Genomic DNA, 21,387 nt, shown 5'->3' with positions numbered 1-21,387 from the left:
AAGTGCGCGTAACACAATCAATGCTATCAAATAACATGCTTCGAAATTTAAGCAACAGCTACAGCAGGATGGACAAGCTGCAGGATCAAATTTCTACGCAGAAGAAATTTACCAAGCCATCGGATGATCCAGTTGCTGCAATGATGGGGATGAACTATCGTACTGACTTAAACCGGATCGAGCAGTATACCCGCAATATTGGTGAAGTGAGAAACTGGGTCGATAGTACGGATGATGCTTTGGATAAAGGCGTTCTTGCACTGCAAAGAATTCGAGAACTTACACTTCAAGCCAGCAATGGCACTTTGGAGGGAGACCAGCGAAAAGCTGTTGCTGAAGAAATTAAACAGCTTAAAGAGCATCTGCAGAATCTCGGAGATACACAAGTTGGCGGAAAGTATATTTTTAACGGCAATCAGACAAATGTCCGTCCATCTGAATCAGTTTTTCAAAGTGGGGCTATTGAGCTTGAGGTTTTTTCAGGCATAAAAATTCCAGTGAACACTGAAGGAAAGGCTCTATTTGAGGATATGCTCAGCGATGAGGGAGATATCCAAAAGCTGATCACAGCTCTTGAAACGAATGATCCTGCTGTTGGGGATATGCTTGATTCTGTTGATAAAAACATAGATAATTTCTTGTCTGCACGTGCGCAAATTGGTGCCAAACAGAATCGTGTCGAGCTGATGGAGGACCGTCTTTCCCAGCAGGAAGTCTTCTCGACAAGAATCCTTTCCGATAATGAAGACATCGATATGGAAAAAGCCATCATTGAACTCACAACCCAGGAAAGTATCCATCGTGCCGCATTAAGTGTTGGGGCAAGAATCATACAGCCGAGCTTGACCGACTTTTTAAGATAATCAATGAAAAGCTATCCTTAGGAGATAGCTTTTTTTCATAAAGAGGTGTTTAAGATGAACGTACCGCAAATCAGGCTGGAATCCAACTTTATCAAAATGGGGTTAAAAATAGAAAAACCGGTTCAGGAAATCGAACAGCCCCCTGCCATTCAATCCATCCAGCAGCCTAAAGCCATCCTGGAAATCGAAACAATCCCTGGTAAGCTGACTATCGATCAGACAAAGGCACGAGAGGACGTCGACCTAAAAAGTGTTGGCAGAAGAATAGAAGAGTTCGCCCAAAAGGGGTACCAGGATTGGCTGAAAGGGCTGGAGAGAAGAGCTGCACAGGGAACAGAGCTCATGAAAATTGAATACGGCGGCAGCCCTATCGCCTATCAGGCCAAGGAAAACAGTGAGGATCCTACACGGCAGTTTAATATTGGCTGGATACCTTCTCACAATAGTGTAAAGATTCAATACGAACCTGTAAAAGTAAACATTGAGGCCCAGCCGCAAAAGCCGAAGATTGAAGTTGAAATCAGAAAGCCGGTACATAACTATACGCCAGGTAAAGTCAGTACAGAGATTATTGAGAAAAATAGCCTAAGCATTGATTTTATCAATCTAACAATTTAGTAAAGTGGTGAAAAAATGAATATTTTAACGAAATTTCATGGTGAGCAAGAGATAAAAATAGAAGAGATTATTAAGTTTCCATCAGGGATACCGGGGTTTTTAGACGAGAAAGAATTTTATATTATTCCGCTTGAAGGTACAGACTTATTTGTGTTGCAGTCAGTCAAAACAACTGAGGTGGCTTTTATTGTTACAGATCCATTTGTTCTTTTTCCTCAGTATGAGTTTGATTTGCCAGAAGAGGCATTGGAAAAATTAGAAATCCAATCAGATAAAGATGTGGCTACCTTTGCGGTTTTGACAGTAAGAGAGCCGTTCCAGGAAACAACCGCTAACCTGCAGGCTCCATTAGTCATTAACCAAACAAAAAAACTGGGCAAACAAGTCATTCTTAGTCAAACACCTTACCAAACTAAGCATAAAATCCTGACACCTCAAGAACAGGGGGGGAGATAATGCTTGTACTCACAAGGAGACTTAAAGAATCGATCATGGTTGGTGATGATATTGAAATATCTATCCTCTCCATCGAAGGTGACCAGGTAAAGCTGGGCATCAGTGCGCCAAAAAATGTTGATATTCATAGGAAAGAAATATACCTATCTATTCAGCAGGAAAACAGCAGCGCAACGCAAACAGATGCTGGTGCGATTGAAAGTTTAAGCAGCTTTTTTAAAAAGAAATAAAAATTTTTTCAAAACCATTAAACACCTGTCAAAATAAGTCGATATAACCATTGTAAAGCTGAACAGCAAGAAGGCGGCCGACTTTTCTGCTGGTTGGTTAACAGACCACATGGATGTGGGACATATACTCAAGGAGGAAACAAACAATGAGAATTAATCATAATATTGCGGCGCTTAATACTTATCGTCAGTTGAATAGTGCAGCTGCTGGACAATCTAAATCAATGGAGAAGTTATCTTCAGGACTTCGTATTAACCGTGCAGGAGATGATGCAGCAGGTCTTGCAATTTCTGAAAAAAATGCGTGCTCAAGTACGTGGTTTAGACCAAGCAGCAGCAAATGCTCAAGATGGTATCTCTATGCTCCAAACTGCTGAGGGTGCGTTAAATGAAACACATTCGATTCTTCAACGTGTTCGTGAACTAGCAGATCAATCAGCTAATGGTACAAACACTGCTGATGATCGTAAAGCAATCCAAGACGAAGTTAAGCAATTAAAAGAAGAAATTGACCGTATAGGAAATACAACTGAATTCAATACTCAAAAACTATTGAATGGTAACTTGAAATCTGCTGGCGGTGCTACAGTTGGAGCAGATACAACTACAGGTTCAGTAGTAGCTAAGTTGTCAGCGGGTATCACTACTGCAGATGCTTCTATTGATACCAATAAACCAGCAACAGCAGATTTTGTAAGTGAAAAAATTACTATAGATGGTACTGAAATTGAAGTTAATTGGCAAAACCTTACTAGTGAAGAGCAAGCTGTTTTAACTAGTGTAGGAACAGATAGTGCTTCAAGAAATGCCGCAAAAGATTTAATTGTTAGCAAAATTAATGAAGCAATTGATGCTTCAGGAGCTAATGTTGAACATGTTTCTGGTTATTTAGATGCTGGTAAATTAGTACTTCAAAGTGGTTCAAAGGGTGTTGATTCTAAGATTGATATTTCTGCAGGTGCAGGAGTATTGCAACAAGTTATGGGTACTGATGTTCCAACAAATGGTACTGCAATCTATAATGGAACTACAGTTGCAAGTGGAGAGAAATTTGATATTAAAGTTGGAGATATCGCATTACAAGTAACAACTTCAGGTGCTATTACTAGTGGAACAACTTCTATGTCGGCTACCGCTACTCAATTACAAACTGATATTAAAGCAGCAGTTGATGCGTATAATACACTTCAAGGAAAGTCATCTGGAGATGAAGGATTCATTGAAGAAATTAAGGTAAATGCCACTAAAGATGGCCGTCTTGAAATTGTAAGTCAATCTGGTGCAGTAAGCTTAGCGGATTTAGCAGGGAAAACATCTGTAAGTGATCTGGGTTTATCTAAGGCTCAAACAGAAGCATCAGGTAATGGTGGTATGACATTCCAAATTGGTGCTAACAAAGGCCAAACTATTAGTTTTGGAATTAACGATATGCGTTCAACTGCTCTTGGAATCTCTGGTGTAGATGTTTCAACACAAGCTGGAGCTTCCAATGCTCTTGAAAGCTTGGATAAAGCAATTAAATCAGTATCATCTGAACGTTCTAAACTAGGTGCTGTTCAAAACCGTTTAGAACATACCATCAATAACTTGAATACATCGTCTGAAAACTTAACAGCTGCGGAATCTCGTATCCGTGACGTTGATATGGCGAAAGAAATGATGAATCAAACAAAGAATTCAATTCTTTCTCAAGCAGCACAAGCAATGCTGGCTCAAGCAAATCAACAACCACAAGGTGTTCTACAGCTCCTTAGATAATAATAGGTTAAATAAAAATGGACTCTAGCTTTGCTAGGGTCCTTTTTGATATGTCAATCTGAAGGAATGATATATGGATATATATATTAGAGGAACTGTTTTTGGTGGTGAGAAAATTAAGAACATTTTCCTGAAATCTAAAATATTTAATTCTTCCATATAAAACATTCTCTTAACAACACTAAAATATTACCGATATAAAAAATAAAGCACTTATTCCATATAGGTAGGAGATTACAATGATAGAGCGTTTATCATCTCAAAATATCTCTCTTACATCTAGATCAGTACATACAAATGAAAATTCGAGCGAGTTTCGAATTAATGAAGTGAATATAGAAAAGCCTATTCAGCCAAAACTCAACGGCCAAATTAAGGAAGAACAGTTGACTGAAGTAGTCGACAGCATGAACGAGTTCTTACAGGCTTCCCATACATCGATAAAATTTGTTCTTCATGAAGAGTTAAATGAGTATTACGTAACATTAGTTGATGACATAACCCAGGAAGTAGTAAAGGAAATCCCCTCAAAGAAAATGCTGGATATGTACGCAGCCATGACGGAATTTGTTGGACTGATGGTAGATAAGAAGATTTAAAGGAGGAATTCACAATGGTAAGAATCGGAGGTCTGGCGAGCGGAATGGATATTGAGCAGCTTGTATCAGATCTAATGAAGGCAGAACGGATGCCATTAGATAAATTGAAACAAAAAAAGCAGGTTTTAGAATGGCAGCGGGATGATTACCGGGCAATGAATTCATTGCTTTTGGATTTTAGAAGTGAATTAACAAAGATGAAACTAACTACTAGTTATCGTGCCAGGCTGGCAGCCTCTTCAAATGAAGCCTCGGTAACGGCCACGGTGAGCAGTACAGCTGCTCAGGCGTCTTATTCGATTTCAAAAGTTACACATTTAGCTAGCGCAGAGACTCGAGTAAATGGCGGCAGCATTTCAGCCAGCGGAAAAAACATAGACACAACAAAAGGACTGTATGCACAGGAAAGCAATTTTGTGTATCAAGGCAGCCATACAGATTCAAATGGAAACACTGTTCCCGGTGCTTGGAAAAATGGTGCAGTGTTGAATAAAAATATTAATGTGACCGATCCAGCTGCTATTAGCTTCGGTGATATGTCCAAAGTGGATCTAAGTGAACTTAGCTCCTGGAGTGTAAAGGTTAATGGAGTAGGTTTTAATGCGCTGAGTGAGGCAGAATTAACAGCGGCAAACCGTCCCTTAAAAGAGAATGAAGTGCTGGTAAAAGAAGATGGAACAATGCAATTCGGCAAGGAACCTGCAAAGGGAAGTGTCATTAAGATTGATTATGTGGCCACTGAACGGACGGGTTCACACGCTATTTCAAGCAGCACTTCTTCCATTCAATTGCCACAAGGTGCCTTGAACGAAGTGAAAAGCATTAAGATAAAGGAAACAACGTCTGGAACGTCCACTGAGAAAACTTTATCAATGGGCAATATCGTGAATGGAGAAAGAGAAATACTCGATGATGCCAATAAAGTGGTAGGCACCCTTAACTATGAAACAGGAAAAATCACGTTTAATGCTGATATGCAAAAACCGGCAGAGGGATCTAGTACAACGATGAGTCTGGAGATTGCTTATGACCACAAATACACTGCTTTTTCCGTAGATACCTCAACTTCTAAAGGGGAGCGTCATGACTCTTTCCTGATTTCAGGCAGTGAGTCTCTGAATAATGTTATCAGTAAAGTCAATGCTTCAAGCGCCGGTGTCAATATGTTTTTTGACAGTGCTACTGGTCAAATGACGATGACCCGCACAGAGACGGGTGATTTTAATAAAGGCGGGGCAGAGATCACGACAAGCGGAAGCTTACTGAATGATGTTCTGCGCTTTAAAGGGGCTGCGGTCAAAGAAGAAGGAAGAAACGCTGAATTTGTGATAAACGGATTGGCTACTAATCGGAGCTCAAATACGTTTGAAATAAATGGTGTCACCTTTACGCTTAAGCAGACGTTTGAAGATAAGCCGGTCAGCATCAATGTCAGCAATGATTCCACAAAGGTTTTTGATAATATCAAGGCATTTGTGGATAAATACAATGAAATGATTGATAAAATCCAGAAAAAAACGGGTGAAGAGCGTTATAGAAGCTATACCCCATTAACCGATGAACAGCGTGAGCAGCTTTCGGACAAGCAGCAGGAGCAATGGGAAGAGCGGGCTAAAAGCGGTCTCCTGCGCAAGGATTCTACGCTTCAGTCTGTTTTATCAGGGATGCGGATGAACTTTTACCAGCCTGTATCGAATGATCTTGTTTCTCCGCTTTATAATCAGCTGGCCAGTATTGGCATTAAAACGACCAGCAATTATTTAGAAGGCGGTAAGCTTGAAATTGATGAAGCTGCCCTGAAAAAAGCAATCGAAGATGATCCTGTGTCTGTTGAGAATCTTTTTCGAGGGGAAGGGCAGACAGACGGGCAAAGAGGGATTGCCCACAGGCTATATGATACCGTGAACGCTGCGATGGATAAATTGAAGACAAAAGCGGGAAACAGCTTCTCAACCAATCAGCAGTTTACCATCGGCAGGGAACTGAATGATGTAGGTAAGCGGATTGATAGTTTTGAAAATAAATTAAAGCAGGTTGAAGACCGTTACTGGCGCCAATTCACCGCCATGGAAAAAGCGATCCAGCGTTCCAATGAGCAGTCCATGTTCCTTATGAACCAATTTAGCGGGGGCATGTAAGAAAAAGGAGTGTTACAAATGGCAGTAAGCAATCCATATCAATCCTATCAGCAAAACTCAGTGAATACCGCATCTCCTGGAGAGCTGACACTGATGCTGTATAATGGGTGCCTTAAGTTTATTCATCAGGCGAAGAAAGCCATTGAAGAAAAGAATATTGAAATGAAAAATACCAATATCCAAAAGGCTCAATCTATTATTCAGGAGCTGATGGTCACATTAAATATGGACATCGAAGTTTCTAAAAATATGATGTCTTTATATGATTTCATGAATCGCAGATTAATGGAAGCTAACATTAAAAATGATGCTTCCATATTGGCTGAGGTGGAAGACATGGTCACCGAGTTCCGGGATACGTGGAAGGAAGTCATCCAGGTGAACCGCCAGAAGCAGTTCTCGCAGGGCGGTACAGTTTAGTGAGTTCGGTACAAACCTTCTATGATGCCACACAAAAGCTGATAGCATTACTTGAAGATACCGGGCTTGACCGTGATGCGAAAATCAGTCAGGTTGAATGTTTGCTTGAAAACCGCCAGCAGGCAATGGCTGGCATGGCTCCTCCATATTCAGACGCCGAAAAAGACTTGGGAGCCAGGCTCATAAGCCTAAATGCAAAAGTCACCCAGCTCATGACAAGGGAAAAGCTGTTTATCCAAAAAGACATCAAAGATTTAAGCGTTAAAAAGGAATCAACCGGAAAATATGCTAATCCCTATCAATCCATAGCAACTGATGGCATGTTTTATGATAAAAGAAAATAGGTGACTAACATTGTTGACTTTGACCGAAGAGCAATACCTTTTCCTGAAGGAATACAGCGATCTTTTATATACCATAGATGAAGCATTCGATTATATCGTAAAAAGCTTTAGCGATTTCAGTAAAACAGAGGGAGAGCGGCTTCTCGATGATATTTTTCAGGCATTTCCTCAAGTTGCTGCAGCCCATGAGCAGCTTAGCCAGCTTGTTCAAGACAATCAGCCCATGCTTAAAGCTATCGCTGATATCAGTACAGTAGCGGATCAGGCTGAACTGCTTATTCAGAATTTCGAGGATCTGCCTGTTAGACAGGAGATCATTTCGAAAAAGCTCTATCCTGCATTTGCAGAGTGGCATAAAAATATTCAGCAGGAGTTAAATCCATATATTCAATCTTGAGTAAGGTAAAGTCTCGGAGGTGTACAATTGGATATCCCCTTAATGTCTATGGTCTTATCCCAAGGCCAGGTCCAGCAGCAAGCATCCATCTCAGTTATGAAAAAAGCCATGGACCAGGCAGAAGGAAATGCGGAATTCATTAATAAGATGATGAGCGGGTCTCATGTACAGGCCCTCCAGCACACAGCCCAGCCCCACTTGGGCGGCCATATTGATATAAAAGGATGAGCAGTGAAATCAGCTGCTCATTTTTTTATATAAGTCACCAATTCGACAAATATTCTCAATCTTTTTACCAGTTTCAGCAGGAGTTTTTAGGGGTAAAATAGAAATATAAATATATAGTCTTAATATACTTTTAAGACTAGGCATTTCCTTTTCAGACATTACTGGTGGTTTTCACGGTAAAAGCTAATGAAAAGGCTGTCATTGTATAATGAGAAGGAGGAGTTCACGTATGAATTACAACATTCGTGGTGAAAACATTGAGGTAACTCCAGCAATTAGAGAGTACGTAGAGAAGAAAATTGCGAAGTTAGAAAGGTATTTTACTGAAACTCCTGATGCAAATGTACATGTAAATTTAAAAACGTATAACAATAACCGTTCTAAAGTGGAAGTAACGATTCCGATGCCGAACCTGGTTCTTCGTGCAGAGGAAGATCATGATGATATGTATGCAGCGATTGATCTGATTACAGATAAATTGGAGCGCCAAATCCGCAAACATAAAACAAAAGTGAACCGCAAATTCCGCGAGAAGGGCAATCTGACAGCTGTGTTTGCAGCATTGGAAAATGAGACAGAGGCACCTGAACTGGATGAGGAGGATAACGATCTTGAAGTTGTCCGCCAAAAGAGCTTCGATCTGAAGCCGATGGACAGTGAAGAGGCGATCCTGCAAATGAACATGCTGGGCCACAGCTTCTACGTGTTCACAAATGCAGAGTCTAATTTAACGAATGTAGTGTACAAGCGTAAAGACGGCCGCTATGGTCTGATTGAAGCACAATAATAACACGTGAAAACCCCGCTGCTGAGGCGGGGTTTTCGTTTGTTTGGGCTCGCTCCTGGGCTATTTGCAGGAATTGGCCTGCTATTTGCAAATTTGCTGTTTTATTTGCAGATATCAGGCTCTATTTGCGAAAATCGCTTTTCTATTTGCAGGTTTTCCCGATCTATTTGCAACGTCCACATTTTCAGTAAAACGACACTGCCAAAAACCAGCCTAAACCGTAAACTTCTCCAATTCCCTCTCCATAACCACGGTCATTTCCTCCAGCTGCTCCACCTTCACCATAACCTGCTCAAACGCACGAAGCTGCTCCTCCGTAGAAGCGGAGATTTCCTCAGTCCCGGCAGCTGTTTCTTCAGTTACCGCTGAAATGTTTTCCACAGCGCTAATGACCTGCTGGCTCATATCACTGGAACTCTTCATATCTTCAACTAATTTCTCCAAATGGCTGTGGATGCCGGAAACATGTTCAGAGATGGTTGCAAAGACCTGTTCTGTCTCGCTCATCGACTGGGATTGTTCTTTTGAAAGGGCATGTCCCTGTTCGGTTGCTGTGTAGATATTGCTTATTCCGTTTTGGATGTTGCTGACCATTGAGGCGATCAGATCGGTTGCTTTGGAAGAGGAATCAGCAAGCTTCCGTACTTCTTCTGCCACAACAGCAAATCCTTTACCGGCTTCACCGGCACGGGCTGCTTCAATCGCTGCGTTTAATGCCAGCAGATTTGTCTGATCGGCAATATCTTTAACCGTGTTAGCTGCCCCTTCAATTTCCTTGGTGAACTGGGCGAATTCACTGACTGAACTTCTAATATGGTTAGACGAACTGGAGATCTCTTCCGCAAGTTTCATTTGCTTTTCCAGAGACACCCGTCCTTGATGAACAGATTCCAATGCCTGCGTGCTTTGCACAGCACTCTCGGCACTCGACTGGTGGACAGCGGAAAATTGCTCACCCATCACGCTCATTAACTCGGCAGTTGCCTGAACATCTTCCGAAATGGCCTGGCTTCCTCTCGCCAATTCATCCGTTGAAACTGCCACCTGGCTGCTGCTTTCATTTAAGCTGTGCATATAGGAAGCCACATCCCCGGCAAATCCTTTTACATTTTGGCTGACCTTTTCTATGGATTGCACGGTTCCTTTCAGGTTCACTACCATTTTAGAAAAAGCTTCCGTTAGTTTATCCATTTCATAGCGGCTGTTTTCTTTAAAGATGAGCTGTGATAAGTCTGCCGTTAAATCGCCCTCTGAAATTTTCTCTGCTTTTTCCACAATCGTATTGATTGGCTTTGTAATTCCTCGGGCTGCCATCCATGAGAATACAGCTGATAAAAGAATAAGCAGCGCGCTTCCTATGAGGGAAGAATTCGTGATAAAGGCGATTTTCTGGCTGGTTTCCTGCAAAATGCCTTCATACCATTCATTTGTGCGCTTCTTTAAAAGGTGCATATCATTTAAGATGCCGGAAATTCGTATGCTCTGACGCTTGATTTCCGCTTTGTTTCCCTTGTTGAAGGCTTCAGTTGAAACTTTCGATAGCTCTGCATACTTTCCTTCAATGCTGCCGATGATCTTTTTATGCTCAGGAACTGTGGCAACCGAAGAGAGGGAAGCCAGGCTTTCCTGAACTTCTGTCATCATGGTCAGTGCCTGGTCCTTGTTGGCGTCACTTGAATTGTACGTGTAATTGGCAAGCGACTGACTTGTCACCACCAGGCTTTGCTCCAGGTCCTTCACTTTCAGCAGAAGATCCACATCATCTTTAGCGGAGCTTTGAATGTTTAAAGTCTGTAGTATGATAAAGCCAATCATGCTGACCGAGAGTGCGAGCGGGATCAGCGTGACAATAATGAGGCGTTTTCGTAATGTCATCTTTGAAGAGCTCCTTTATTCAGCTTTTACTGTGATTTTTCCAGCGATTATGTCGTCGGCTGCTTTTTTTAATGCCGCTTTCTGTTCCTCTGTTAAGGAAATTACGCGGATCTCAGAAAGGCCGACACCGTTTTCTGCCAGTCCCCATTCATAGGAGGAAGCTTCGATTTTTCCGTTTTCCGTCAATTCCTTCGCCAGGTTAAAAACAGCAATATCGATGTTTTTGACCATCGATGTGGCAACGGCTTTTTCTGCAACAAAATATTGGTCGGAATCGACACCGCCGGCAAGCACACCTTCTTCTTCGGCTTTTTTCAGTGCGCCAAAACCGGTGAAACCGGCAGCAGGGTAGATAAAATCTGCACCTGCAGCAATTTGCTTCTCGGCAATTTTCCCGCCGAGAGCGGCATCTCCAAAACTTCCGGCGTATTCAGTCAGAACTTCAATTTTCGGGTTGAAATGCTTAGCTCCTTGCACAAATCCATTTTCAAAATGGTGGATGACAGGCACATCAACACCGCCGATAAAACCCAGCTTGCCTGTTTTGCTTGTCATAGCCGCGAGCATTCCGACAAGGAAGCTGCCTTCATGCTCCTTAAACGTAAGTGAAACAACATTATCAAGCTCGGATACAGCATCAATCAGCAAAAATTGCTTGTCAGGATATTTCTTCGCCGTTTTTTCAAGTGCTTCCTGTGCTGTGAAACCCAGACCGATGATCAGGTCATGATCTTCTTTGACCAGCTCTTCAAGCGGCTTTTCAAAATTTCCGTCAGGCGCTTCTTTGTAATCAAACAGAATGCCCAGCTCATCACGTGCTTTTTCCAGGCCCCGGAATGCAGAGTCGTTAAAAGACTCATCTCCAAGTCCGGTGTCCGATAATAGAATGCCAATTTTATATTCTTTATGCTGGTTTGTGCTTTGTTCAGAGGCAGAGCAGGCTGCCAGAAGTAAGCTGAACATCAGCAGGAAGGGTAATAGTTTTTTCAAGGTAAACCTCCATGTTGTAATATTTCGCCTTACATATTATCGGCAGAAAGAAGGAGGTCTTAAGTATGAAGTCAGACCTTTCTTGAAAAAATAGCAAAATAAAAAAGCCTGCATAACACAGGCTTCAAAAGCATCACTCCTCAAGAACCTTATATTTCTCCTTCAATGACTCCGGAGCCATCTTCACCATCTGCTGAAGGACAAACGATGTAATGACAATATCATCCGTAAATCCGAAGATCGACAGGAAGTCTGGAACAAGGTCGAGCGGCAAAAGGATATAGAGAAGTCCGGCTGCAACAGGAAAGAGCTTTTTGCCGGCTGATACTTCCTTTGAGAGAAAGTAATCCCTCAGGAAGGGCAGAAACTTCCAAAATTTAAATACAAATTTGATGCGTTTGAGAAACTTCATTTCGTTCACCTTTTTCTAGTTCATTCGCTGAATGGAAGCTGCCACCTGAATGCGCGGCGGGTTTTTCACCTCAAGTGTGGCAGCTGATAGATAGCTTGTTTCAAGTATGCTTCAAAAAGTAAATAGAATTAGCCACTTTTGCAAAGTGTTCAATTAGGTAAGAATCTCCTCTTTTTATATTTTTTATGGGTTAAGAGGGGATAGTTTACACTCGTTTTTTCCTCCTTGGAAAGGGTTATTGAATTATCGTAATTTTATCCAGATCAGCGCTTTTAACGCCTTCGTTAAAAATCAATCTTGTTTTAAATTGAAAAATCCGATCAGGCGCAGAGCAGGGAATGTCTTCAGGCAGCTGGAAGTTAAAGTCCATTTTGTTGGTTTCTTCTGATTCAATGACTTTGGTGGACAGAATGGTCGCTGTCCCGATCACTTCCTCCTTCTCATTCTCAGGTGATGTCATGACCAGGTCACACTCAATCCGCTTAATCTGCTGTTCAATGGTTCCTCCTTCAATTAGGAAGATTCCGCTCACATTTTCTCCCGGTGTATATTGAAGCTTTGGCAGCTGCAGATCAATTTTCGCAGAGCCTATTCCAAGCATTGACATGTATTTTCGTAAAATCAACAAAGATCTCTCCTCTAATTTTATATAGGGGGAGCTGCTCGCTCACACCACGTTTTGCTGTTTCCTTCTATACGTGCTAATAATGATAAAGTTTCAGGCAATTTTCCTTCTACCTATTCCTCCATTTTATAAAGTCAAACGTTCTGCGGTGCGGGCTCGTATACAAAAAGGGCCTTTACCGCGGTGGTAAAGGCCCATAAATAAAGACCTCTACCATATTTGGTAAAGGTCTTGCTAACAATTGTTAAGATTGCCAACAAAGCCGAGAGCGCATGCTCCGTAATGACGACTCTGCTGTAAAAGCTACTCCCCTTTAGGAGAAACTATTCAATTTATAGCTACATCATAGTGGATTTTTTATGCTATGTCAATATCAAAAGTAGTTTAGTATTCCGAAATAAACACTAACATAATATTTAAATAATTTGTTATAATCAGAATTAACCATTTTAACACTTTAATACAGAGGTGAACTCCATGAACTTTGATTTCCACAGCCACCCATACCCATCACAGCGGACGACCGTGATGGCGAGTAACGGCATGGTGGCTACTTCCCAGCCGCTTGCAGCACAGGCTGGATTAGATATGATGAAAAAAGGCGGAAATGCCATAGATGCAGCGATTGCAACAGCCGCTGCTCTTACGGTCGTTGAACCGACATCAAACGGAATCGGCGGCGACGCATTTGCACTCGTCTGGACGAAAGGGGAACTGCATGGATTGAATGCAAGCGGCCCTGCACCAAAGTCCATTAGCTTAGAAGCTTTAAAGGAAAGAGGCATCGAAAAAATGCCGATGCACGGCTGGATGCCGGTTACGGTGCCTGGTGCTCCATCTGCGTGGGCTGAGCTTTCCAGGCGATTCGGCAGGCTTCCGTTAAAAGAAGTCCTTCAGCCCGCTATTGATTATGCGGAAAAAGGTTATCCGTTAACACCGATCCTCGGCAAGTACTGGCAGTATGCGTATAAAAAGTTCAAACAGATTCTGACGGACGATGAATTCCAGCATTGGTTTGAAACCTTTGCTCCGGATGGACGGGCTCCTGAAATTGGCGAGGTCTGGCGTTCTGAAGGCCATGCAGCCACTTTAAGAGCCATTGGCGAAACAGACGGCGAAAGCTTTTACCGCGGGGAGATCGCTGAAAAAATTGATGCTTTTTCAAAAAAATACAATGCCTTTTTATCAAAAGAAGATCTTGCTGATTACAAGGCGGAATGGGTAGCTCCCATCAAAGTAAACTACCGCGGCTATGATGTATGGGAAATCCCGCCGAACGGCCAGGGGCTTGTAGCTCTCTTAGGGTTAAATATCGCTAAAGGCTTTGATTTCGGAGATAAAGAAACAGCTGACACCTATCACAAACAAATTGAAGCGATGAAGTTAGCTTTTACTGACGGGAAGGCATTTATTACAGATCCGGCGGAAATGAGAGTGACAGTGGAAGAATTGCTTTCAGAGGAGTACGGTGAATCCCGCCGCAGCGAAATTGCCGAGGAGGCCGTAACACCTGAGCCATATCAGCCGCCGCGCGGAGGTACTGTTTATCTTGCGGCAGCTGACAGCGAAGGCAATATGGTTTCCTTCATCCAAAGCAATTATATGGGATTCGGCTCAGGGCTTGTTGTTCCGGGCACAGGCATTGCCCTTCAGAATCGCGGTCACGATTTCTCGCTTGATCCGGAGCACCATAATGCACTGAAGCCGGGCAAGAAAACATATCACACAATTATTCCTGGATTCCTGACAAAAGACGGAGAAGCGATTGGACCGTTCGGTGTGATGGGCGGCTATATGCAGCCGCAGGGGCATATGCAGGTGGTCATGAATACGGTGGACTTCCACTTGAACCCGCAGGCAGCCCTTGATGCGCCAAGATGGCAGTGGATTGAAGGAAAAAAGGTTCAGGTGGAGCCTCATTTCCCTAATCACATTGCGCAGGCACTGGTGCGCAAAGGACATCAAATTGAGGTAACCGTTGATACAGGCGGATTTGGCCGAGGCCAGATTATCTGGCGTGATCCTAAAACAGGCGTGCTTTTGGGAGGAACCGAAGCGCGAACTGACGGATCGATTGCAGCCTGGTAATAAAAAGTGAGGAAGCAGCACGCATATAGGAGTAAAATAACCATATAAAAGATACTGGGGAGCGGAAAAAATGGCCGCTCCTTCATCTGCTTTTTCCGGACGCTGAGGCAGGGATACCAAACTGGTCTAGTAGTGATATAGGTACCTGGTACCGAAACAACGAAAAGAGGTGGTAGCATCATGAAGCAGGCTGACATCTTTATGGCTTTTTTTAGAGTAGGAATCCTCGGCTATGGCGGCGGCCCGTCGTCGATTCCGCTTGTCCATAAAGAGGTTGTTGATAAATATAAATGGATGGATACGGATGAATTCGGCGATGTGCTGGCGCTGGGCAATGCACTCCCTGGCCCGATTGCCACAAAAATGGCCGGCTATATAGGTTATCGTGTTGGCGGCATTCTTGGCATGGTCACTGCACTTGCAGCAACAATGGTACCAACAATTTTCCTTATGATTATTCTTCTTACTGCATTAAATACATTTAAAGACCAGCCATGGGTAGCCGGCATGACAAAGGCAGTCGTCCCAGTTGTGGCCGTGATGCTGGCAACACTCACTTGGGACTTTATTAAAAAGTCATCGAAATCGTCACTCGGCTGGGGCTGGACACTCCTTTTTACAGCCGTAAGCTTAGTTCTTCTTGAATTCGTTAATATTCATCCTGCGATTATCATATTTGTGTTGCTGACAGCGGCTCTCCTGAAAAAAGATAAAGCGGATAAAAATGAGGCAAAAAAGGAGAGGAATCTCGCATGATTTACGTTCAGATATTCTTGGCATTCTTTATTCCGGGGATTCTTGGATACGGCGGGGGACCGGCATCCATTCCGCTGGTTGAGAATGAAGTGGTCGACCATTATGGCTGGCTCACAACAAATGAATTCAGTGAAATGCTGGCGATGGGCAATGCTCTGCCCGGCCCGATTGCCACAAAAATGGCCGGTTATATCGGATATGAACAGGGAGGAATCCTCGGAGCCATCGTGGGGGTATTCGCCACTGTAGCTCCATCGCTGATTCTGATGATCGCGCTCCTCGGACTTCTTATGAAATATAAGGAATCGCCGCGTGTGAAGCGCATGACTACTTATATCCGGCCGGTGATAGCGGTCCTGCTTGGCATTATGACGTATGACTTCTTTTTCTCTGCATATGAAGGTGCGGGAATCTGGCAGACACTTTTCATCGGGCTGGTTAGCTTCTTTTTAATGGAAAGGCTTAAGGTTCATCCGGCTTATGTTATCGCTGGAGCGCTCGTTTACGGAGGACTTGTTTTAGGATAGAGGAGGGTTTATATGACATTTTCCATAATCGGATATGATCCGAAAGAGAAAGAATGGGGAATCGCGGTTCAATCGAAATTTCTCGGGGTTGGTGCAGTAGTGCCCTTTGCAAAAGAGGGTATTGGAGCAGTTGCGACTCAGTCATACGCCAATACTTCATATGGACCGCGTGCGTTGCAATTGATGGAAGAGGGGAAAACTGCCGAGGAAGCACTTGATATCATTACTAAAGATGATCCCGAAAAAGAGCTCCGCCAGGTCGGACTGCTGGATAGCATGGGAAACCCGGCAACGTTCACAGGGGAAGGCTGCTATAATTGGGCTGGAGGCATTACAGGTCCTCACTTTGCCGCTCAGGGCAATATCCTGGTGGATGAAAAAACGGTTGAGGCAATGGGCCAGACGTTTATCAGTACTGACGGCACTTTGGCTGAGCGCCTGCTCGCTGCCTTAAATGCCGGTCAGGCAGCCGGCGGTGACAGCCGGGGCCAGCAATCCGCAGCTCTTCTTGTAGTGAAAGAAGCCGGCGGATACGGAGGATTTAATGACCGCTACATCGACTTGCGGGTCGATGACCATCCGGAGCCGATTGCTGACCTGATTCGGATTTATCATCTGCAGCAGCTCTATTTTGCTCCGTCAAAGGCTGAACGGATTAGGGCAATTGAAGGTGAGTTAAAAGAGGAGCTTGTCCGGGAATTAACTCGGCTCGATTATTTAAAGATCGGTCAGGGTGATGAACAGCTATTGAAAGCATTAACTGCCTTCATACATACCGAAAACTTCGAAGCCCGCGAGCAGGAAGCGGGGAAGATTGATTTGGATGTTTTGGCATATATGAAAAAGAAATGAAAATGGAAATGCGGAGAGTGTGATGCTCTTCGCGTTTTTTTGTTTTTACTATTGGTTTGCTGCTGGAAAGCTGTCAGGACGCGAACTGACCGATATATTGGAAAACTGACCGATAAAAAGAAAAATGTGACCGATATATCTGGACAGTGACCGATAAAATAAAAAACTGACCGATAAGACTGATGAAGTGACCGAAATCAGCTAATTCTGCATGCAATTCCGGCTTCCTTAACCTGCCAAATGTTAAAATCCTTTTGATTAATGCCTAAACGGCTGATAAATGTTAGGATAGTAGAGTTAAACGAATTTGGTAGGAGAGATTTATAAGATGTCAACAGTAAAAGTAAGCAGAAACGAGCCGTGCCCATGCGGGAGCGGAAAAAAATATAAAAAGTGCTGCGGCAGCAGGGATGCTGTTTCGATTAAGGATGTATTGAATCACGAAGTTCTGGAGCTTCAAAAGGAAGCAAGAGTCTTTGCATTTACTCATTTTGAGGATGACATGAAAGAGGATTTCAAAGATCTTCTGGAAATACTTGAAGACATTGAACCGCAGGAAAAAGAGTTTTATGAATTTGTGCACTCATTCTGGTATATTCTTTTTGGAACGCTGGATGATGTGGAATCCGTAATGGATGAGTTCATTTATTCTAAGCTGCCAGCCGTTGCGCGCCCTCGCTTAAAAAGCATTTTGAAGTCATGGGAGGATAGCAAGGCTGCTGCCGGGAAATTAATTGAAGTGACTGAAGACAAAGCAGTTATCGAGGATTGTCTGACCGGGAAGATTTACAATGTCTCCCTATTTGGTGATATGGAAGTTAATGAAGGGAACTTTGCCTTTGCTATGCTGCTTCCTTATGGAGAAGAGTTTGTGGCATTTCCTGCAATATTTGACCTGCCGGGAGATAATGCTGCGCAGTTTGCAGATTACATCCATTATTCCTTCGAAGAATCTGAATATGAGAATCCTGAAGAATACATGGCTGAGTTCCTCATTGATCTTATGAATGACACGCCGAAATCATTAGCTGGTCCAAATATGGACAATTTCGACTGGCCTACCAAGGGTGCAGAGCAGGTTGCCAACATGTTCCGGGACGATATGATAAAAGCTGATGAAGAGCCATGGCTGATTGGCATGGGAATTTCACTTTGGATGGAGTACATCGGGAAAACCGGCAAACAGGTTAAAAAACCTGATAACTATGTTGCCGGCCTGAGATACCTTGTAAGCACAATAGCTCCTGTAAAGGAAAATCTCACTCAGAAAGAATTCGGAGAGTTATACGGCATCAATGCGAACCGGGTTTCCAATTATTATGGCGAGATTTATGACGCAGTTGAGAAAACTATTATTGAACTGATTGAATCGTCGAATTCGTAAAATGGAGAGCATCGCTGCTCTCTGTTTTTATTTAAGGGGGAATGTTGATCCGAATCTAACCGGAGCCAGCTTCGGACACAAGACCCTGGAAAATGTCATCCTGAGTCCGAACCCAGTCCAACTTCGGACACAAGACCCTGGAAAATGTCATCCTGAGTCTGAACCCAGTCCAACTTCGGACACAGCCCCCGATAAAAAGCCATTCTGAGTCCGAACCCCAGCCAACTTCGGACCAAACCCCAAAAAGCCACCCAGTCCCCGAACGGAAACCAACTTCATTATCATCAAACTAACGATCTCGATTAAGCCCACATGCGGCATAAGTTGTCACCCCCCTCTCAAAGTGGTAATATTAATAAGAAATAATGTGAATTTTCATGGGAGGATTCTGCCGGGAAATAGCGAATCTATTACTACCTGTGCAATGATATTAACTATGAAATCAGATATGTCCAGCCCTGAATAAAGAGCTGTCATATCCAACATAAAGGAGCGTTTTTATGCTTGGGATTTTAAATAAAGTGTTTGATCAAAATAAACGCGAAATAAAACGCCTCACCAAAATGGCAGAAGAAATCGATGCCCTTGCATCTGATATGGAAAAATTATCGGACGAGCAGCTGCGCGAGAAAACGGAAGAATTCAAAGCCCGCTACCAAAAGGGAGAAACCGTTGATGATCTGCTGACTGAAGCCTTTGCGGTTGTCCGTGAAGCAGCGAAGCGTGTTCTTGGCTTATATCCATATCCGGTTCAGTTAATGGGGGGGATTTCCCTTCATGACGGCAACATTTCCGAGATGAAAACCGGTGAAGGTAAAACCCTCACTGCAACCATGCCGGTTTACCTCAATGCCTTGACAGGAAAAGGTGTACACGTTGTTACAGTCAACGAATACCTTGCAAGCCGTGACGCCACTGAAATGGGTCTGCTTTATGAATTCCTGGGCCTGACTGTTGGCCTTAACTTAAACGGACTTTCCAAAGAAGAAAAGCAGGCTGCCTATGCGGCTGATATCACATACAGCACAAACAATGAGCTTGGATTTGATTACCTTCGCGATAACATGGTTCTTTACAAAGAACAGAAGGTTCAGCGTCCTCTTCACTATGCCGTAATTGATGAAGTTGACTCCATCCTTATTGACGAAGCGCGTACACCGCTGATCATTTCCGGTTCAGCCCAAAAGTCCACACAGCTTTATATTCAGGCAAATGCGTTTGTCAGCCGCCTGAAAAAAGACGAAGATTTCACGTATGATGAAAAAACAAAAGGCGTGCAGCTTACTGAAGAAGGGATGACGAAAGCAGAGAAGGCTTTTGGAATCGACAACCTTTTCGACATTTCACATGTCGCACTTAACCACCATATTACACAGGCACTAAAAGCACATTCCAGCATGCACCTGGATGTTGATTATGTCGTTCAGGACGATGAAATCGTCATCGTTGACCAATTTACCGGCCGTCTGATGAAGGGCCGCCGTTACAGCGATGGGCTTCACCAGGCGATCGAAGCGAAGGAAGGCCTGGAAATCCAGAACGAGAGCATGACCCTTGCTACTATTACTTTCCAGAACTATTTCCGTATGTACGAAAAGCTTGCCGGTATGACGGGTACGGCGAAAACGGAAGAAGAGGAATTCCGCAATATCTACAATATGAACGTTGTGGTGATTCCGACAAACCGTCCGATCGCCCGTGATGACCGTGCTGATTTAATTTATGCAACAATGGATGGCAAATTCCGTGCTGTCGTAGAAGATATTGCCGAGCGTCATAAAAAAGGACAGCCTGTACTCGTCGGTACAGTGGCGATCGAAACATCTGAAATCATCTCTAAATACCTGAGCAAAAAAGGGGTTCCGCATAACGTCCTAAATGCGAAGAACCACGGCCGTGAAGCGGAAATTATCCTGGATGCCGGCAAGCAGGGTGCCGTGACAATTGCCACAAACATGGCAGGACGCGGTACGGATATCAAGCTCGGCGAAGGTGTAAAGGAACTAGGCGGTCTTTGCGTTATTGGAACAGAGCGTCATGAAAGCAGACGTATCGATAACCAGCTCCGCGGACGTTCCGGGCGTCAGGGCGACCCTGGTGTCACGCAGTTCTATCTTTCCATGGAAGATGAATTGATGCGCCGTTTCGGTTCTGACAATATGAAATCAATGATGGAACGCCTTGGAATGGATGACACTCAGCCGATCCAGAGTAAAATGGTTTCCAGAGCCGTTGAATCTGCGCAAAAACGCGTTGAGGGCAATAACTTCGATGCACGTAAGCAGCTTCTTTCTTACGACGATGTTCTCCGTCAGCAGCGTGAGATTCTTTACGGTCAGCGCAACGAAGTTCTGGAGTCTGAGAACTTGAGAGAGATTGTTGAAAAGATGATCATGACCAGCATCCAGCGCAATGTAGAAGGATATGCACCAGGACATGAAGATGAGGAAAACTGGAACCTGCAGGGTATCATTGACTATGTAAATGGAAACCTTCTTAATGAAGGCGACCTTACTGTAAATGACATCCGCGGCAAAGATGCGGAGGAAATCGCCGAGACCATTTTTGCCAAGGTTAAAGAACGCTATAATGAAAAAGAAGAAATGCTTAGCCCTGAACAGATGCGTGAATTTGAAAAAGTTATCGTGCTTCGTGCCGTTGACTCCAAATGGATGGACCACATCGACGCAATGGATCAGCTGCGTCAGGGAATCCACCTGCGTGCGTATGGCCAGACCGATCCGCTTCGTGAGTACCAGGGAGAAGGCTTTGCCATGTTTGAAAACATGATTGCATCCATTGAAGAGGATGTGGCCAAGTACATCATGAAAGCTGAAATCCGCAACAACCTCGAGCGCCAGGAAGTGGCCAAAGGCCAGGCCGTCAACCCTAAAGAAGACGGTGAAAAGGTTAAGAAAAAACCTGTCGTCAAGCAGATGGACGTTGGACGAAACGACCAATGCATCTGCGGCAGCGGAAAGAAATATAAAAACTGCTGTGGTGCAGAGAAATAAAAAGAGAGCCGGCAACAGCTTTGCCG

The 21,387-nt window shown here is 43.6% G+C and carries 23 protein-coding genes; 19 read left to right on the top strand and 4 right to left on the bottom strand.

Annotated elements, in window-relative coordinates:
• Positions 1-2: 2 nt before the first annotated feature.
• The 13 genes from flgL (at position 3) to hpf (ending at position 8,838) form a co-directional block, all read left to right on the top strand.
• Positions 3-863 (top strand): flagellar hook-associated protein FlgL, encoded by an 861-nt coding sequence (gene flgL / locus NYE23_RS22805; protein WP_341081401.1) that lies wholly within the window; start codon positions 3-5, stop codon positions 861-863.
• A 54-nt stretch (positions 864-917) separates the two neighbouring features.
• Positions 918-1,481 carry a DUF6470 family protein gene (locus NYE23_RS22800; protein WP_341081398.1) on the top strand — a complete coding sequence of 188 codons (564 nt, stop codon included), beginning with the start codon at positions 918-920 and terminating at the stop codon, positions 1,479-1,481.
• Between the two features lie 15 nt (positions 1,482-1,496).
• Positions 1,497-1,937 carry a flagellar assembly protein FliW gene (fliW, locus tag NYE23_RS22795; RefSeq protein ID WP_341081396.1) on the top strand — a complete coding sequence of 147 codons (441 nt, stop codon included), beginning with the start codon at positions 1,497-1,499 and terminating at the stop codon, positions 1,935-1,937.
• Positions 1,937-2,167 carry a carbon storage regulator CsrA gene (gene csrA, locus NYE23_RS22790; protein WP_262174869.1) on the top strand — a complete coding sequence of 77 codons (231 nt, stop codon included), beginning with the start codon at positions 1,937-1,939 and terminating at the stop codon, positions 2,165-2,167. The genes fliW and csrA overlap by 1 nt, the downstream gene beginning before the upstream one ends.
• A 113-nt stretch (positions 2,168-2,280) precedes the next feature.
• Positions 2,281-2,544: a flagellin N-terminal helical domain-containing protein gene (locus NYE23_RS22785; RefSeq protein ID WP_341081391.1), complete on the top strand. Its 264-nt coding sequence runs from the start codon at positions 2,281-2,283 to the stop codon at positions 2,542-2,544.
• Complete coding sequence (locus NYE23_RS22780; protein WP_341081826.1) at positions 2,435-3,925, top strand: flagellin; 1,491 nt, start codon at positions 2,435-2,437, stop codon at positions 3,923-3,925. The genes NYE23_RS22785 and NYE23_RS22780 overlap by 110 nt, the downstream gene beginning before the upstream one ends.
• Positions 3,926-4,164: 239 nt before the next feature.
• The gene (flaG, locus tag NYE23_RS22775) at positions 4,165-4,524 is read left to right on the top strand and encodes a flagellar protein FlaG (protein ID WP_341081389.1); all 360 of its coding nucleotides are present in this window, start codon (positions 4,165-4,167) and stop codon (positions 4,522-4,524) included.
• A gap of 14 nt (positions 4,525-4,538) precedes the next feature.
• Entirely contained in the window at positions 4,539-6,662 is a 2,124-nt protein-coding gene (fliD, locus tag NYE23_RS22770; protein WP_341081388.1) for a flagellar filament capping protein FliD, read from the top strand.
• An 18-nt stretch (positions 6,663-6,680) separates the two neighbouring features.
• Positions 6,681-7,082, top strand: a complete 402-nt coding sequence (fliS, locus tag NYE23_RS22765) for a flagellar export chaperone FliS (protein ID WP_341081386.1) — start codon at positions 6,681-6,683, stop codon at positions 7,080-7,082.
• Entirely contained in the window at positions 7,082-7,426 is a 345-nt protein-coding gene (locus NYE23_RS22760) for a flagellar protein FliT (protein ID WP_341081383.1), read from the top strand. Before fliS ends, NYE23_RS22760 begins: the two co-directional genes overlap by 1 nt.
• Positions 7,427-7,436: 10 nt before the next feature.
• Positions 7,437-7,823, top strand: coding sequence for a hypothetical protein (locus NYE23_RS22755; protein ID WP_341081381.1), 387 nt, complete (start codon positions 7,437-7,439; stop codon positions 7,821-7,823).
• Positions 7,824-7,850: 27 nt separating this feature from the next.
• Positions 7,851-8,051 (top strand): YjfB family protein, encoded by a 201-nt coding sequence (locus tag NYE23_RS22750; RefSeq protein ID WP_341081379.1) that lies wholly within the window; start codon positions 7,851-7,853, stop codon positions 8,049-8,051.
• Positions 8,052-8,280: 229 nt separating this feature from the next.
• Positions 8,281-8,838, top strand: coding sequence for a ribosome hibernation-promoting factor, HPF/YfiA family (gene hpf, locus NYE23_RS22745; RefSeq protein WP_341081378.1), 558 nt, complete (start codon positions 8,281-8,283; stop codon positions 8,836-8,838).
• A 213-nt stretch (positions 8,839-9,051) separates the two neighbouring features.
• Here hpf and NYE23_RS22740 read toward each other — a convergent pair whose 3' ends face one another.
• From NYE23_RS22740 to NYE23_RS22725, 4 genes are all read right to left on the bottom strand, one after another.
• Positions 9,052-10,713: a methyl-accepting chemotaxis protein gene (locus tag NYE23_RS22740; protein WP_341081377.1), complete on the bottom strand. Its 1,662-nt coding sequence runs from the start codon at positions 10,711-10,713 to the stop codon at positions 9,052-9,054.
• A gap of 15 nt (positions 10,714-10,728) precedes the next feature.
• On the bottom strand, positions 10,729-11,703 hold the full coding sequence (locus NYE23_RS22735) for a BMP family lipoprotein (RefSeq protein WP_341081376.1): 975 nt from the start codon (positions 11,701-11,703) through the stop codon (positions 10,729-10,731).
• A gap of 133 nt (positions 11,704-11,836) precedes the next feature.
• Entirely contained in the window at positions 11,837-12,115 is a 279-nt protein-coding gene (locus tag NYE23_RS22730) for a YkvA family protein (protein ID WP_341081373.1), read from the bottom strand.
• 235 nt (positions 12,116-12,350) lie between these two features.
• Entirely contained in the window at positions 12,351-12,740 is a 390-nt protein-coding gene (locus NYE23_RS22725; protein WP_335450587.1) for a sporulation protein, read from the bottom strand.
• Between the two features lie 477 nt (positions 12,741-13,217).
• On the opposite strand from NYE23_RS22725, the gene NYE23_RS22720 reads away from it, so the two are divergent.
• The 6 genes from NYE23_RS22720 (at position 13,218) to secA (ending at position 21,361) form a co-directional block, all read left to right on the top strand.
• Complete coding sequence (locus NYE23_RS22720) at positions 13,218-14,828, top strand: gamma-glutamyltransferase family protein (protein ID WP_341081371.1); 1,611 nt, start codon at positions 13,218-13,220, stop codon at positions 14,826-14,828.
• A gap of 180 nt (positions 14,829-15,008) precedes the next feature.
• Positions 15,009-15,584, top strand: a complete 576-nt coding sequence (locus NYE23_RS22715) for a chromate transporter (RefSeq protein ID WP_335450593.1) — start codon at positions 15,009-15,011, stop codon at positions 15,582-15,584.
• On the top strand, positions 15,581-16,111 hold the full coding sequence (locus NYE23_RS22710) for a chromate transporter (protein WP_163144171.1): 531 nt from the start codon (positions 15,581-15,583) through the stop codon (positions 16,109-16,111). The genes NYE23_RS22715 and NYE23_RS22710 overlap by 4 nt, the downstream gene beginning before the upstream one ends.
• Positions 16,112-16,123: 12 nt before the next feature.
• Entirely contained in the window at positions 16,124-16,963 is an 840-nt protein-coding gene (locus tag NYE23_RS22705) for a DUF1028 domain-containing protein (RefSeq protein ID WP_341081367.1), read from the top strand.
• A 328-nt stretch (positions 16,964-17,291) separates the two neighbouring features.
• Complete coding sequence (locus NYE23_RS22700; RefSeq protein ID WP_341081364.1) at positions 17,292-18,347, top strand: YecA family protein; 1,056 nt, start codon at positions 17,292-17,294, stop codon at positions 18,345-18,347.
• Between the two features lie 500 nt (positions 18,348-18,847).
• On the top strand, positions 18,848-21,361 hold the full coding sequence (gene secA, locus NYE23_RS22695) for a preprotein translocase subunit SecA (RefSeq protein WP_341081362.1): 2,514 nt from the start codon (positions 18,848-18,850) through the stop codon (positions 21,359-21,361).
• The last annotated feature ends 26 nt before the right edge of the window (positions 21,362-21,387 follow it).

Source organism: Cytobacillus sp. FSL H8-0458, assembly GCF_038002165.1.
Taxonomy (GTDB): Bacteria; Bacillota; Bacilli; order Bacillales; family Cytobacillaceae; genus Cytobacillus.
Note: the sequence above shows the minus strand (reverse complement) of the source record. Positions and strands in the feature narration are given on the sequence as shown.

Excerpts from the sequence above, each read along its gene's own strand:
- fliD (WP_341081388.1), top strand. The coding sequence starts at position 4,539 with ATGGTAAGAATCGGAGGTCTGGCGAGCGGAATGGATATTGAGCAGCTT.
- csrA (WP_262174869.1), top strand. The coding sequence starts at position 1,937 with ATGCTTGTACTCACAAGGAGACTTAAAGAATCGATCATGGTTGGTGAT.
- NYE23_RS22700 (WP_341081364.1), top strand. The coding sequence starts at position 17,292 with ATGTCAACAGTAAAAGTAAGCAGAAACGAGCCGTGCCCATGCGGGAGC.
- hpf (WP_341081378.1), top strand. The coding sequence starts at position 8,281 with ATGAATTACAACATTCGTGGTGAAAACATTGAGGTAACTCCAGCAATT.
- NYE23_RS22705 (WP_341081367.1), top strand. The coding sequence starts at position 16,124 with ATGACATTTTCCATAATCGGATATGATCCGAAAGAGAAAGAATGGGGA.
- NYE23_RS22780 (WP_341081826.1), top strand. The coding sequence starts at position 2,435 with ATGATGCAGCAGGTCTTGCAATTTCTGAAAAAAATGCGTGCTCAAGTA.
- NYE23_RS22740 (WP_341081377.1), bottom strand. The coding sequence starts at position 10,713 with ATGACATTACGAAAACGCCTCATTATTGTCACGCTGATCCCGCTCGCA.
- NYE23_RS22785 (WP_341081391.1), top strand. The coding sequence starts at position 2,281 with ATGTGGGACATATACTCAAGGAGGAAACAAACAATGAGAATTAATCAT.
- NYE23_RS22730 (WP_341081373.1), bottom strand. The coding sequence starts at position 12,115 with ATGAAGTTTCTCAAACGCATCAAATTTGTATTTAAATTTTGGAAGTTT.
- fliW (WP_341081396.1), top strand. The coding sequence starts at position 1,497 with ATGAATATTTTAACGAAATTTCATGGTGAGCAAGAGATAAAAATAGAA.
- NYE23_RS22720 (WP_341081371.1), top strand. The coding sequence starts at position 13,218 with ATGAACTTTGATTTCCACAGCCACCCATACCCATCACAGCGGACGACC.
- secA (WP_341081362.1), top strand. The coding sequence starts at position 18,848 with ATGCTTGGGATTTTAAATAAAGTGTTTGATCAAAATAAACGCGAAATA.
- NYE23_RS22715 (WP_335450593.1), top strand. The coding sequence starts at position 15,009 with ATGAAGCAGGCTGACATCTTTATGGCTTTTTTTAGAGTAGGAATCCTC.
- fliS (WP_341081386.1), top strand. The coding sequence starts at position 6,681 with ATGGCAGTAAGCAATCCATATCAATCCTATCAGCAAAACTCAGTGAAT.
- flaG (WP_341081389.1), top strand. The coding sequence starts at position 4,165 with ATGATAGAGCGTTTATCATCTCAAAATATCTCTCTTACATCTAGATCA.
- NYE23_RS22710 (WP_163144171.1), top strand. The coding sequence starts at position 15,581 with ATGATTTACGTTCAGATATTCTTGGCATTCTTTATTCCGGGGATTCTT.
- NYE23_RS22800 (WP_341081398.1), top strand. The coding sequence starts at position 918 with ATGAACGTACCGCAAATCAGGCTGGAATCCAACTTTATCAAAATGGGG.